General features: G+C 36.4%; 14 protein-coding genes. 6 read left to right on the forward strand and 8 right to left on the reverse strand.

Going from position 1 to position 12521, the window contains the following annotated elements:
• Window positions 1-235: 235 nt before the first annotated feature.
• Together BQ6100_RS20215 and BQ6100_RS20220 are read left to right on the forward strand one after the other, a co-directional pair.
• Window positions 236-901, forward strand: a complete 666-nt coding sequence (locus BQ6100_RS20215) for a hypothetical protein (protein ID WP_075983323.1) — start codon at window positions 236-238, stop codon at window positions 899-901.
• Window positions 902-937: 36 nt separating this feature from the next.
• Window positions 938-2461: a glycine betaine uptake BCCT transporter gene (locus tag BQ6100_RS20220; protein ID WP_075983324.1), complete on the forward strand. Its 1524-nt coding sequence runs from the start codon at window positions 938-940 to the stop codon at window positions 2459-2461.
• A 97-nt stretch (window positions 2462-2558) separates the two neighbouring features.
• Here BQ6100_RS20220 and BQ6100_RS20225 read toward each other — a convergent pair whose 3' ends face one another.
• A complete protein-coding gene (locus tag BQ6100_RS20225; RefSeq protein ID WP_075983325.1) occupies window positions 2559-3344 on the reverse strand; it encodes a Cof-type HAD-IIB family hydrolase in 786 nt (261 codons plus the stop codon).
• A 91-nt stretch (window positions 3345-3435) separates the two neighbouring features.
• Between BQ6100_RS20225 and BQ6100_RS20230 the strand changes: the two genes are divergently transcribed.
• Window positions 3436-4272 (forward strand): DeoR/GlpR family DNA-binding transcription regulator, encoded by an 837-nt coding sequence (locus BQ6100_RS20230; protein ID WP_218921367.1) that lies wholly within the window; start codon window positions 3436-3438, stop codon window positions 4270-4272.
• Window positions 4273-4484: 212 nt separating this feature from the next.
• On the opposite strand, the gene yeiL is transcribed toward BQ6100_RS20230, so the two are convergent.
• The gene (yeiL, locus tag BQ6100_RS20235) at window positions 4485-5156 is read right to left on the reverse strand and encodes a transcriptional regulator YeiL (protein ID WP_075983327.1); all 672 of its coding nucleotides are present in this window, start codon (window positions 5154-5156) and stop codon (window positions 4485-4487) included.
• Between the two features lie 81 nt (window positions 5157-5237).
• On the opposite strand from yeiL, the gene BQ6100_RS20240 reads away from it, so the two are divergent.
• Both BQ6100_RS20240 and BQ6100_RS20245 read left to right on the forward strand, forming a co-directional pair.
• Entirely contained in the window at window positions 5238-6410 is a 1173-nt protein-coding gene (locus BQ6100_RS20240) for an MFS transporter (protein WP_075983328.1), read from the forward strand.
• Between the two features lie 107 nt (window positions 6411-6517).
• Entirely contained in the window at window positions 6518-6985 is a 468-nt protein-coding gene (locus tag BQ6100_RS20245) for a phage tail protein (RefSeq protein ID WP_075983329.1), read from the forward strand.
• A gap of 124 nt (window positions 6986-7109) precedes the next feature.
• Here the strand turns inward: BQ6100_RS20245 and BQ6100_RS20250 are convergent, their stop codons facing one another.
• On the reverse strand, window positions 7110-7742 hold the full coding sequence (locus tag BQ6100_RS20250) for a copper homeostasis protein CutC (protein WP_075983330.1): 633 nt from the start codon (window positions 7740-7742) through the stop codon (window positions 7110-7112).
• Window positions 7743-8089: 347 nt separating this feature from the next.
• Between BQ6100_RS20250 and BQ6100_RS20255 the strand changes: the two genes are divergently transcribed.
• Complete coding sequence (locus BQ6100_RS20255; protein WP_075983331.1) at window positions 8090-8542, forward strand: C40 family peptidase; 453 nt, start codon at window positions 8090-8092, stop codon at window positions 8540-8542.
• A gap of 335 nt (window positions 8543-8877) precedes the next feature.
• On the opposite strand, the gene BQ6100_RS20260 is transcribed toward BQ6100_RS20255, so the two are convergent.
• The 5 genes from BQ6100_RS20260 to rlmH all read right to left on the reverse strand — a co-directional run bounded on the left by BQ6100_RS20260 (window position 8878) and on the right by rlmH (window position 12496).
• Window positions 8878-9234 (reverse strand): nucleotide excision repair endonuclease, encoded by a 357-nt coding sequence (locus BQ6100_RS20260; RefSeq protein WP_075983332.1) that lies wholly within the window; start codon window positions 9232-9234, stop codon window positions 8878-8880.
• Window positions 9235-9711: 477 nt separating this feature from the next.
• Window positions 9712-10443: an ABC transporter permease gene (locus BQ6100_RS20265; RefSeq protein WP_075983333.1), complete on the reverse strand. Its 732-nt coding sequence runs from the start codon at window positions 10441-10443 to the stop codon at window positions 9712-9714.
• On the reverse strand, window positions 10443-11174 hold the full coding sequence (locus tag BQ6100_RS20270) for an ABC transporter ATP-binding protein (protein ID WP_075983334.1): 732 nt from the start codon (window positions 11172-11174) through the stop codon (window positions 10443-10445). The genes BQ6100_RS20265 and BQ6100_RS20270 overlap by 1 nt, the downstream gene beginning before the upstream one ends.
• Before the next feature lie 4 nt (window positions 11175-11178).
• On the reverse strand, window positions 11179-11607 hold the full coding sequence (locus BQ6100_RS20275) for a helix-turn-helix transcriptional regulator (RefSeq protein WP_075983335.1): 429 nt from the start codon (window positions 11605-11607) through the stop codon (window positions 11179-11181).
• A 409-nt stretch (window positions 11608-12016) separates the two neighbouring features.
• A complete protein-coding gene (rlmH, locus tag BQ6100_RS20280; RefSeq protein ID WP_075983336.1) occupies window positions 12017-12496 on the reverse strand; it encodes a 23S rRNA (pseudouridine(1915)-N(3))-methyltransferase RlmH in 480 nt (159 codons plus the stop codon).
• Window positions 12497-12521: the final 25 nt, after the last annotated feature.

A 12521-nucleotide genomic window follows, 5' to 3' on the forward strand; every position in this document is an offset into this window, starting at 1 on the left:
GGAATTTCTTACCCAAATCTATCATAACGTGATTCATCTTTGTTAATAAACCAAAAAACCCCTTTAGACACAAATTATTCCTTTTATTACCCTCCATTACATGAGACACTTTAGGCCATTCTCTTCAAATTTCATGTTTTTTTAGAAAATAGGCATCCTAAAGAAGAAGACGATGCAACTGAATTTCAGGTTGTTCCAAACATTACTCCACCGATGATTGAAGGGAGAAATAGTTGTGAAACTGTATCAGATAAGAAAAGGGCAATTTGTTTACTATAACAATGAGTTACACAAGGTTTACGGAATCAAACCGATGTATAAACTCTCCGTTCATCTTATAAAACTGAGAGATTTAACTCAGCATATAACGAATGCAGCGAGTGTGGAAAAATACATACCAAGGGAAAATGACAGCTTTATTTTTAATCATAAAGTATACACACTCCGGAATAATCAAAGACCATCAGCAGGAGATTATATTTTAATAAACAATCCTGACCCAGATTCACTTGATAACTATTCTTTAAATGAATTTGAAGTGGTTGAAACTGTTGAAAACAAAGGGGTTATTACAAGCGATTTGGATGGCATCAAGCATACCGAATATTTATTGATGGTACCTGGACGTGCTCCTGATAGTCATCCTATCGACTATAAAGACATGGTTAATATTGAAGAAAACTATGATGAAGCTGGACCGCAAATTATCTATCCAAACGGCGAACTATCCACTCAACTAGGGGACATATATATCAAAAAGGATAGTGATGTGATGCTCGAAGCGATGGTGGTTGCGATTAAGGGACAAACTATTTATCTTGGAGGCGGTTTGGAAGTATCGTATGAAGAGCTGATGGATACAGATAAGTGGGAATTTCAATACAATCCCTTTAATAACTGACAGAGTTAAATATTCTTCATGTGCCAGGAGGTTTCTATGGATAAGGTTAAAGAAAATAGTGTTTTTATTATCTCTTTATTGCTGACCCTTATTTTTATCATTTGGGGAGTTTTTTTTACAGGGAATCTTACCAAAGTCACCAACGCCGTCTATAATGGATCCATTGATTACCTTGGTTGGGTTTATCTCGGTACTACTTTATTCTTTGTGATTTTTTCTATCTATTTGTTGTTCTCAAAGTACGGAAATATTCGACTCGGCAGGAGAAATGATAAACCTGATTTCTCTACCGCTTCCTGGCTAGCCATGCTGTTCGGTGCTGGTATGGGGGTTGGGATTGTGTACTGGAGTGTAGCTGAACCAGTAACTCATTATACAGCTCCTCCTTATGGAAAGGCTTATACTATTGATGCAGCCAACACCGCGATGAAATATACATTTTTTCATTGGGGCCTGCATCCATGGGCAATCTACACTGTAATAGGATTAGCCCTTGCCTTTTTTCAATATAATAAACGGCTTCCTGCATCGATTAGTTCTGCCTTCCAGCCCATTTTGGGTGATAAGATTTACGGGCCGATTGGCAAAACGATCGATATTTTGTCCATCTTTGCAACAGTCTTCGGTATTGCAACCTCATTGGGGCTTGGGGCCATGCAGGTTACTGCAGGTATGCATGACATATTCGGTATTCCTAATACATTATTCATCCAGCTGGTTGTTATTTTGGTTGCAACCGTACTTTTTCTTATTTCTCTTAATACAGGCTTAGAAAGAGGAATAAAGTACCTATCCAACGCTGCTATCATCTTTTCAGTGGCCATCATATTACTGATTCTCCTCGTCGGTCCAGCATTAACCGTTATTAAAGTGTTTTTCAACACAACGGGACTGTATCTAAGTGACTTTTTACATATGAGTTTACGGTTAAGTCCTTTTGGAAAAGGTGAGAAATGGATTGCTTCATGGACCTTATTTTACTGGGCTTGGTGGATTGCTTGGGCGCCATTTGTTGGCATGTTCATTGCCCGGGTTTCTAGAGGGAGAACGATTAAGGAGTTTGTAATAGGTGTGTTGGTTGTTCCAACGTTTGGAACCTGTCTTTGGATGTCCGTATTTGGCGGTTCGGCTCTTGAGCTTGTCCAAGAACCCGGTAACCATGATTTAGCAAAACATATCGCGGAAAATGTTTCATTGTCCATTTTTATATTCTTTGATCATCTTCCGTTAAGTTCCTTATTAAGCATCTTGGGCTTCGCTGTGGTTGCCATTTATTATATAACTGTTGCCGATACTGCAACCTTTGTATTGGGCATGTTAAGTGAAGGTGGAACGTTTAATCCATCTAACAAAATAAAAATGACATGGGGAGTAATCCAATCCGCTTTAGCTGCGGTTTTGTTGCTAGCAGGTGGTTTGGACGTATTGCAAACTGCCTCCATCGCAGCCGCTCTCCCTTTTGCCATTATCATGCTGGCCATGTGCTACTCATTGTTAACAGGCTTAAAAAATGAAGCTGAAATACAAAAAGGCAAAAAAAGAAACACACAACATTATTAGTGTTTAAAAAAACCTTCCTGACCCGTGTCAATAATCTGGAAGGTTTCTTTATTACATATAGGTTCTGATGAACAAAAGAAATTGGTCAAAACCCTATTTATAAAATAAACTTTTCTATTTCTAAAGCTACTCCATCGTTTTTCACTGTATCTGTTACTTTTTTGGCATAACTTTTCACTGTATCATCCGCATTCCCCATAGCTATTCCACAGCCTACAGTTGATAACATCTCAATATCGTTTTTTCCATCACCAAAGGCATAACTATTTTCTAAAGATACATTTAAATAATCCAGTACCTTTAATATTCCTGTAGCCTTTGAGTTTCTTTTTGAATATAATTCAAACAGACCATTCTCTTCTTCATGCATATAATTATATTCACCATTTCCTAAAGAGAAACAATATTCTTTTCCTTTTATATCGGAATATAACATTTCAATTTTATAGATGTCTACTTCCTCCTGGTTAAAATTGCCCTCTAAATAAGTTTTAGGTATATAGAATGAATCATAATATGAATGTAATCTTTTATATTCATTTTTTATATATGAATAAGTTTCACCCTGTAAAATATACTGAATATTACGCTGCTCAAAATTATATACCAACTCTTTTACATAATCCTTCTTTATAGGCTCCTTATATATGCATTTTTCTTTGACCTTTACATAGGACCCATTCGTAAGGACAAAACCATCAAACCCAAAATTAAGTATAGCTTCATTTAAAAAAGCATAGGGCCTGCCTGATGCAATAAATACATAATCACCGTTTGCCTGCAATGCATGTATCGCCTTTTTTACTCTTGGTGTTATATCTTTGATTCCATTTAAACAGTCTAGTAAAGTTCCATCAATATCGAAAAATATTGCCTTCTTCATTATTCTGTCTTCCTCCACTATAAAGAATTCCCATTCTGTTATACTTTATCTCATTTAATCGCATTTTATACCATTCATTCCCGTTTAGTCAATGATTTCATTGTATTTATCTATTATCGTTGCTAAAATAGAACTAAATGGGAATCGGATGGTGGAAGATATGTTTATCGAAGAACGGCACAAGCAAATATTAGAGCAATTAGAAAGAAACGGAAAAGTACTAGTAAAAGATTTAAGCAAACAATTTCAAGTAAGTGAGAGTATGATCAGAAAGGATCTTCGTGTTTTAGAGAGAAACAACTTATTACAACGCACTTACGGCGGTGCAATAAATATCAATCGTACGATTACAAATCCGGAGAGTTTCTTAAAAAGGGTTGCGAATATTTCTGATTTAAAAGAAGTAATAGCTAGAAAGGCATATGAACTAATTAAAGAAAACGATACAGTCTTTTTAGATTCATCAAGTATTTCCTATTTCCTTACGAAACTGCTTATACAAAATCCTAAGAAAATTACTCTAATAACAAATATGGTTGAAATATCCTCACTTTTGCACTTAGATATAAAAATGCAAGTTGTTTTTATTGGAGGAGATTTTAATCCTTATGTAGGTGGAAATATCGGTTCAGTTGCCAATGAACAAATTAAGCTTTACCGTTGCAATAAGGCATTTCTAGGTTGTAGTGGAATTGACCTTAGTGATGGAAGTGTTAGTTCTGGCATCTCAGAGGATTCAGGTACGAAAAAGACCATTATGAGTATATCCAAAGAACTGTACCTAATGGCTCCTAATGAGAGATTTAATCTTTATGGAATCTTCAATTTTTCAAATATCGCAGATTTCCATGGGATTATTACAGAAACTGCACCCAAAGATGCTGCTATTATGACTTTGCTGAATCAGTATGATGTGAATGTCATTTAAATCGGTGTAATCTGCAAATTCAGGCTGCATTTACTTATTGCCAAAAATAAATGTTCTAAGGAATGTCTTGTGGGATCAGCACGAAGCACCTTAGAACATACTGCCATTTAACCTTCCTTAGTATTATCAATCCATTCGAAGCAATGTTTAATTATAATAGGTTCCCCAACATTGTGATTAAATGAGTAGATTATTTATCCTTTCTACTTTGGTTATCTATTCTTCAACACTTCAGCAAGGGCATACAATGAATGATATTGTTTAATTCGATAGTTTCGCCCCTCCTTTTTCAAATAATCTTTTTCACAAAATTGTGTAAGTACATGTAATAAATGTCTATAGGATACACCTAAATAATCACAAACCGTTACGTGTTTTTCCCTATAGACCCCTTCATCTGCAGTTTGTAAAATAAAATCAGCAAGCCGGTTTTCAAGCGGGAAAGCAAGGCTTTGTGAGTACTTTGCTGCCATTAATGTAGCCTTCATACTTAAAAATTTGGTTAATTCACGTAGAAATTTTGCATCCTCAAGCAATTGACTGCGATATCGATGAAAAGGGAGCGCCAAACAAACAGTCCTCGTTGATGCTTGAATCCCTTTTGTATAATACACATCATTTAATAATTCCATTTCTCCAATGTATTCATTTGCATTGATAAAATTAATTAATGATACTTTCCCATTTTGATGGGTGACATATATTTTTGCTTTGCCTTCTATTACATAGAATAAAAAATCCGGTCTCATGCCCTCCCGAATAATCCATTCATCTCGTTCGTATTCATGCACTTCCATATATGCTTCAACTGGGAAAGAAAATAAATGTCCTATTGAGCTATTCTTTAAATACACCCTTTTTTTCTCACCTTTGTATACTTTCATATTCCCACCTCAAAATATGAGATATCTCATATTATTCGTCTTACATTACATGATACCATGCAATCAGTGAGGGGGATAATAATGAACACACAACGCTGGATGAGTACACGTTTTTTTAGCTTTTTTCTAACATGGGGCATATTTCTACCTTATTGGTCAGGGTGGATGATTTATACAAAAGGAATTTCAGTCTCCCAAGCTAGCCTAATCATGAGTTTCGGTTTAATGGCTAGAGGCCTGTCCACATTATTTGCGTTTCCCTATTTATCGGGTAAATTTAGCAATAAAACCCTATTAAATGTGGCTGCAATTGGAACACTGATTTCCATTCTTTGTTACATTCCAGTAAGGTCATTTACTGGTTTACTAGTAGTAACAGTCCTATTACACATTTTTTATCCAACACTGATGCCAGCATTAGATAGTGCTGCTGGCGTCCTTATGCAAAGTAAACAATTAAGACATTATGGAAGAAGCCGTCAGTGGGGCTCCATTGGATTTGTTTCAATCGGTATGATTTTAACTATTTTTACAGGAATGCTTGGTGATGAAGTGATTTATTGGGCACTATTGCTCGGAATAACCGGATTTGTCTTTCTAGGTTTTATGAAGGCACCTGGTGTTTTATCTGAAAAGCCGCATGTAGGCCAAACAAAACAAGCTGGCATGCTTCAATTATTCCGTATCCAACACTTTGGTTTGGTACTCATAATTGTCATTTTACTCCAAGCAGCACATGCTACTTATTACAATTATGGCTATATTTTCTTGCAGGATATCCATGCACCAAAATACTTGATTGGTCTAATCATTAACATCGCTGTATTTGCAGAAATCATATTTTTCTCAATCGCTGACAAATTCTTTGACAAATCTTCAGTAAGCAATTTATTGATACTATCAGCCATTGGTTCCTCTGTTCGTTGGATATTAGTGTTTGCCTTTCCAATCGTAATGGTTTTCTGTATCGCACAAATGATGCACGCATTCTCATTCGCTATGGCCCATTACGCCTTTATGAAATATTTAATAAAAAATATTCCTCAAGCGCAAATTTCAAAGGCTCAAGGCATGTATTCAGCGCTTGCACTTAGCTGGAGCACAGCAGTATTTACCATTTTAGGAGGCTATTTATACGAAATTGAGCCAAGATATGCCTTTATCGGAATGATTGTTTGTACACTACCGGCAATGCTGATTGCGCTTGTATATCGAAAAGTGGAACATGGAAAGGAAGCTTTAATTTCCATTTAACTCTCTTGTTTGGTTTTACAAAGCTAATTCTGGTAAAACTGAAAATGATTAGAGGCTTTCATGATCCTTTCTTATGTGGAAGATAAGGATAAACTGGAGGGATGGAATTGTCTTATATTGTAAATTTTAAAAATGTGTCTACGATAGGGTTAGAATCTTCACCTGTAGCCGAGGCACTTGCTGGTTTACGCGCCAATGAAGCTCGTTACTTCATGAACAAATACAAGCATGAATTTACAGTGGTACCAGCGAGCGAAAGTCAGGAGACCCTAGATTATGTGAATCGAGTATTAAAGGAAGAACGTGATATTGTCTTTGCAGCCAAACCTTTAGAAACGTCACGCTTTCAAGTAGAAAATATCAATTGGGCTTTCGTCTTTTTTGAAGATGGTCTTGAAGTCAACGTCTTGTATACAATTGATGGCCCCAAACCGAAACGAGCTGTTGGTTTCAAGCTTTCCGAGGGGATGGAAGTACCGAAGGAGTTGGAAGGTAAGTTTAAGTTTGCCAAGCAGAAATCTAAACTTGCTGGAACGATTCGGGGATCGTTTTTTGTTATTAAAGGGGAATATTAGTGTAGAAAAGGAAGGTTATGGTTTTTGGTATTTGCCCAATCAGGATTCTCTTTCTTTTTTAGATAGAAAAATCCTGATTGAGTAAAATGTCATTAACCGTTTTGAAAGTATGGGGCGTAACCAATCAATCGCCTATTTTTGTCCCATGAGCTTCTCTAATATTTAATGCGGATGCGATTAAATGAAGGTTTTTATTAGTAATACCACCACCAGGGAGAATAATAATCCTGCCATCTGCATAATCTATATACTCCTTCAGCCTGACTAGATTATCCTCAATATTAGTATCTAGCAGGCCTCCATGGGTTAAGATACGGTTTACCCCTTGTTCCACCAGCCAATCAATCGCCTTAAGCTGATTTCCAGGGCTTATATGGTCAAACGCCATGTGAAAGGTTACCTCTAGTCCTTTTGCTAATTTGAGTAGAGTGGTCATAGCCTCTTCATCAATCCAGCCACTATCATTTAAACACCCCAGCACCACTCCATCTGTGCCTAATTCCTTCAAATGGACAAGATCCTGCTTCATTATTTCCAATTCTTCTTTGCTATAAATAAAATTCCCACCTCTTGGCCTTACCATGGACATAACCTTTATGTTTTTACCTTGGCAATAATGAATCGTTTCTACCGCTACTCCGTGACTTACAGTTGTACCTCCCACTGCAAGGTTGTCGCAAAGCTCAATCCTGTCAGCCCCTTTAGCAATGTATTCGGGGACATTTGTAAAATTCTCTACACAGACTTCTTTAATCATTTACATCACCTTCTATAGATTAGCTTTTATAATAAAGCTTCCCCATTTTTTAGGGTAAAAGGATGGTTAATACCAGTCTCTAAAGTAAAAAGGGATTGCCTCTTTATTTATTAAACACTCCTTTGACTATATTCTATTTTAGAATATTTCTCCATTGTATTTAGAATACAAGCAATGCTTTTTATCCTACATTTAAGGTTTATAATAAAGTTCTCCACATTTCATTAGGATTCCTTTTAAAATTATATTGAAATAACTTTGTAATGAAATAGTAATTTTGCTGTGATAGCACTGTCACAGCCTCCTAGTATAGTGAAACTAGTAAATCACACTAGGAGGTAACAATTATGCTTAAGAAATTCATCATAGCATTTATCGTTTTAGTTTCTTTTGTCTCTTTGTCTGCTAACAAGGGTGATAAAGCAGAGGCCGCATATTTTCATACAAAAGCTGTTAAAGTCGCAAAGGCTAATCTTGGAGTACCTTATCGCTGGGGTGGGACTTCACCTAGGGGTTTTGATTGTTCAGGTCTCATTAAATATTCCTATGCAAGAGCAGGAAAAACACTAAACCGAACTGCCGCTCAAATGTTCTCTGGAAACGGCCATCGTATATATAAATACATTAAACCAGGTGATTTAATGTTCTATGCTCCCAATAAAGCAAGTAAACCAACACATGTTTCAATGTATATCGGAAACGGAAAAATGATTATGGCTTCTTCATCAAAAGGAGTTATGATTACAAGTACAAACAACTCATATTGGCATCCAAGATATATTGGAACAAAACGGATTTAAAGACCATTTTCTATAAATGGTCTTTTTTTTATCCATATACCTCTCAACTTTAACCATTCTAGTAGAGGATTACTTTCATCATTCACGTACCTGTGATGGAACTAGTTTGGTTTGAAAACCTTGCACACTCTCCTCCGTTTGAAGAGCATGAAAAGTTTATGAATTATTGTGTCATGTAAAAAAATCTGTCGGTTAAGACAGATTTTTTTATAAAGACTGGCATCATTCTTTCTCAAAGATTGAAGATGATTGCTTGAGCAATTTCAACTCCAGAGGGGTAATTTTTAGGGAGTGGCATGACTTTGCTTATCAAGAAAATTACACTAACTTAAAGTTCATCTAAAAAAGGCCTTGTCTATGTTGTACTTTGATTTGAGTTCATTAATAATATAGGTTTCATAAATTTCTCTCTGTACAGGGTCTTCTACTACACAAACATCAATTCTTGCGACTTCATCTCTATGCATTTTAATCGGGGATACTGTATCCTCAAAATGCTTTTTAATTCTCTGCCGTAATTTCCTCGCCTTTCCAACAAATAATAGTTCTTGATTATTGTTATAAAACATAAAAATGCCACCCTTATCTCTAGGAATAAGATGGAACTCTGTAAATCCATAAATATTACTTGACTCTGGATTCTTCTTTTTCGTAATGGTTACACTTGGTTTGGGTATAGTTATGTTTATCACTATTGTTCACTTTCTCCTTCAGTGTTTATAAAATGCAAAAATAAAATTGATATGGCCCTCTTCACCTATTTAACTTGCAGTATTATTAAAAATCTATACCATAAGCATCATATTTTATTACTTCAGTTCAAAAGTTGCCTTCCATGAAAGGTCACCCCCATTGCTCATTTTTTATTTTAAAGTATTTTAGAATAACTTCATCTATTTATGATACGGTTCACCGTAATGTAGCTAAGTGCGGTCTTTTTTTATAACTTATTAATCTCAATTTCCCTCATAAATAACAGCTTCCTTTTCTTCTACTATACCCAAACACCTTGCTTTGACTTCTATTATTAGTTTCCTCTCTTCAACCTATTTTTCTGCAAAGTTTTTTTATTTTCAGCACTGTAACGAAGGCTAGCGCTTTCTACTCCAACAGCGCTATTAATTTAAACAAAAAAACCTACGTTTAAGTAACGTAAATTTGATTAACGATTAATTTTGCTGAATTTTATATTTGAAAATAAAAATCGACAGACTAAAAAGGACTACTGGATAAATTACCACAACATATAAATGGGGAAACATTGCGCTAAAGTCTTCTGCCACAATTGCTCGAACTAAATCAACAGCGTGGACGAATGGTAGCGCATAAGCAACTTTTTCAAAAGCTCCTCCAACTAACGATAAATCGAACCATGCGCCAGATAAAAAGGCTGTTAAGTTCGTTAATAAAGCACCGCATAAGCCTACTGCTGCCTTTTCGTTAAATAAGGAGCCACATAACAATCCAATTCCTATGAAAATAGTAGATGTAATGAGTAAGGCAATAATTGCAAATATATGGTTGAAAGATAGCTCCAACCCTAAAAAGTAAGCGGCTATAAAACAAGTAATACTTTGAATGACAGCAAATATCCCTAAAGGAAGCGTATAGCCAATAATAAAGTCACTTGCTTTCATAGGAGTCGTTAGCAATCTTATTAAATAAGAACTCGAACGGTCTTTCGCTAACGTTTGTGCTGCAAATAAAGCAATAAAGGAAAGGCTAAATACTGCGATGCCAGGCGTTAAATGTTCAATATTAAAAAGCGCTTCTGGCACATTGCGATTAATCGCAGATAAAATCATAAGTAAAACAATTGGAAAGACGATACCAAAAAATACTGAAATCGGGTCGCGTACAATTTCTTTCGTACAGCGTCCAGCAAATGCGAATGCTCTCATTATAATTCGCCCCCTGTCACGAAATGCACAAATGCATCCTCAAAGTTTTCTTTACTTGCGGTTGTTAGGAGCTCGTCTACTGTACCAAGTGCCTTTACATCGCCATCCTTCATAATACAAATGCGATCACACAAGCTTTCTGCTTCTTCTAAATAGTGCGTCGTAAGAACAATTGTCGTCGTCTCTCTCAATTTATTGATCATTGCCCATAGCTCACGACGGCTAATGATATCTAACCCTAATGTCGGTTCATCTAGAAATAAAATTTTTGGATCTGCTATGAGTGCCATGGCAATACTTAACTTTCGTTGCCAACCACCGGACAATTTTTTACCACGTTGATGTTCGTAAGGCTGTAGTGAAAACTGGAGAATTAAAGCATCCGTTTTTTCAATGGACTTCTCCTTTGAAAAGCCATGAATGCGCGCCATTAACAATAAATTTTCACGCACAGATAAATTCGGTGCAATCGACGTTTCCTGTGGGGAAACAGCGAGTACCTTTCGAATACTTGGCAATTCTTTACTAAGCGAATGCCCCAGGACAAGCGCATCTCCTGAAGTCGGTTTGGCAAGGCCACTTAACATATTGATCACTGTCGTTTTACCCGCACCATTTACGCCAAGGAGTCCGAATAGTTCACCTTGGTGGATTGTAAGTGTCATCGGAGAAACGGCAACTTTTTCTTTAAAGCGTTTTGATAAACCTTGAAGTTCAATTGCAGCAGTCATTTATTTATTCCTCCTCTTTTTGCTGTGCGTTCACCATATTTAAAAATTGTCTAATCATTTTTTCTGGTGCTAGTGCCAGCCCACGATCCTCATCCCCAATAATAATAACGGAATCGCCTGTATGAATTTGAAAAATTTCGCGCGCTTTTTTCGGTATGACAATTTGGCCACGTTCCCCTACTGTTGCCGTACCAAAAAAGTGCTGACCTTTGCGTGGAACTTCTAGGCCCGTTTCCTCTGAATTGTGGTGTACTAAAGCATCTAACGTTACGCCGAAGAAATTGGCAATATTCATACTATGGTGTAAATCGGGTGTCGATTCTCCTTTTTCCCATTTTGCAATTACTTGACGTGAAACGTTTAATTCTTGAGCTAACTGCTCCTGAGTTAGATTGTGACGTTTTCTTAACGAGCATAAATTCACATTAATCATACTTTTCATCCTCTCATATTTAATTATAAACACCATTTTATTAGTAAATCCACCAACATAGAATAACATTCACGTTAACATTCGTAGCGTAATGTGGAATGAAAGTAAATGTGGTTGATAATGCTTGAACTAACAAATTATAATAGGCTAGTCGATTTTCCATTCGAATCATCATTGGTGGATAGCTGGATTTCATCAATTCTCAATTGAGTAATAAACGCGATGTTCAACCGTCACCATCAATGAATAATTCCCTACAAAAATAGCATGTAGCATAACGCCTCACACGATTTGATACTAGCTTGACGAAGGTAGGATTTTCTACTTTTGAGAGGTGGAAGTTTTGATAAAAAAAAGCCATCAAAACATTCATTTTTCAATGTTTTGATGACTTTCTTAAAAACCGCACTTACTTATGGTACGGTTCGCCCCGATTAATCCGAAACGCCCGATATACCTGCTCCACCAAAATCAACCTCATCAATTGATGAGGAAACGTCATCCTTGAAAAAGAGAGCTTTTCATCCGCTCGGTTTAGTACCTCTTTGCTTAATCCTAGTGATCCGCCTATTATGAAGGCCACTTTACTCTTTCCATATGTAGCAAGCTTGTCTAATGTATCGGCAAGCTCTTCTGAGGATTTGAGCTTACCTTCTATGGCTAAGGCAATAACATGGGCATCTGTTTGGACCTTGGCTAATATCCTCTCGCCCTCCTTTTGCTTAACGATTTCCATTTGAACGGCACTTAGCTCTTCGGGTGCCTTTTCATCGGCCACTTCAATAATTTCTACCTTTGCATAAGAAGATAACCTTTTTAGGTATTCCTCAATTCCTTGCTTTAAATATTTTTCCTTCAGTTTTCCAACCGAAATAATTGAGATATTCACAGTTAATCCTCACCTTACGAACAAG

The sequence above is a fragment of the Bacillus massilinigeriensis genome, assembly GCF_900117315.1.
In the GTDB taxonomy this organism is placed as follows: domain Bacteria; phylum Bacillota; class Bacilli; order Bacillales; family Cytobacillaceae; genus Bacillus_BE; species Bacillus_BE massilionigeriensis.

What these genes read in the sequence shown, in the direction of transcription:
- BQ6100_RS20255 (WP_075983331.1), top strand. Translation starts at nt 8,090, where the DNA reads ATGCTTAAGAAATTCATCATAGCATTTATCGTTTTAGTTTCTTTTGTC.
- BQ6100_RS20225 (WP_075983325.1), bottom strand. Translation starts at nt 3,344, where the DNA reads ATGAAGAAGGCAATATTTTTCGATATTGATGGAACTTTACTAGACTGT.
- BQ6100_RS20275 (WP_075983335.1), bottom strand. Translation starts at nt 11,607, where the DNA reads ATGATTAATGTGAATTTATGCTCGTTAAGAAAACGTCACAATCTAACT.
- BQ6100_RS20240 (WP_075983328.1), top strand. Translation starts at nt 5,238, where the DNA reads ATGAACACACAACGCTGGATGAGTACACGTTTTTTTAGCTTTTTTCTA.
- BQ6100_RS20270 (WP_075983334.1), bottom strand. Translation starts at nt 11,174, where the DNA reads ATGACTGCTGCAATTGAACTTCAAGGTTTATCAAAACGCTTTAAAGAA.
- BQ6100_RS20250 (WP_075983330.1), bottom strand. Translation starts at nt 7,742, where the DNA reads ATGATTAAAGAAGTCTGTGTAGAGAATTTTACAAATGTCCCCGAATAC.
- BQ6100_RS20220 (WP_075983324.1), top strand. Translation starts at nt 938, where the DNA reads ATGGATAAGGTTAAAGAAAATAGTGTTTTTATTATCTCTTTATTGCTG.
- BQ6100_RS20265 (WP_075983333.1), bottom strand. Translation starts at nt 10,443, where the DNA reads ATGAGAGCATTCGCATTTGCTGGACGCTGTACGAAAGAAATTGTACGC.
- yeiL (WP_075983327.1), bottom strand. Translation starts at nt 5,156, where the DNA reads ATGAAAGTATACAAAGGTGAGAAAAAAAGGGTGTATTTAAAGAATAGC.
- BQ6100_RS20230 (WP_218921367.1), top strand. Translation starts at nt 3,436, where the DNA reads ATGATTTCATTGTATTTATCTATTATCGTTGCTAAAATAGAACTAAAT.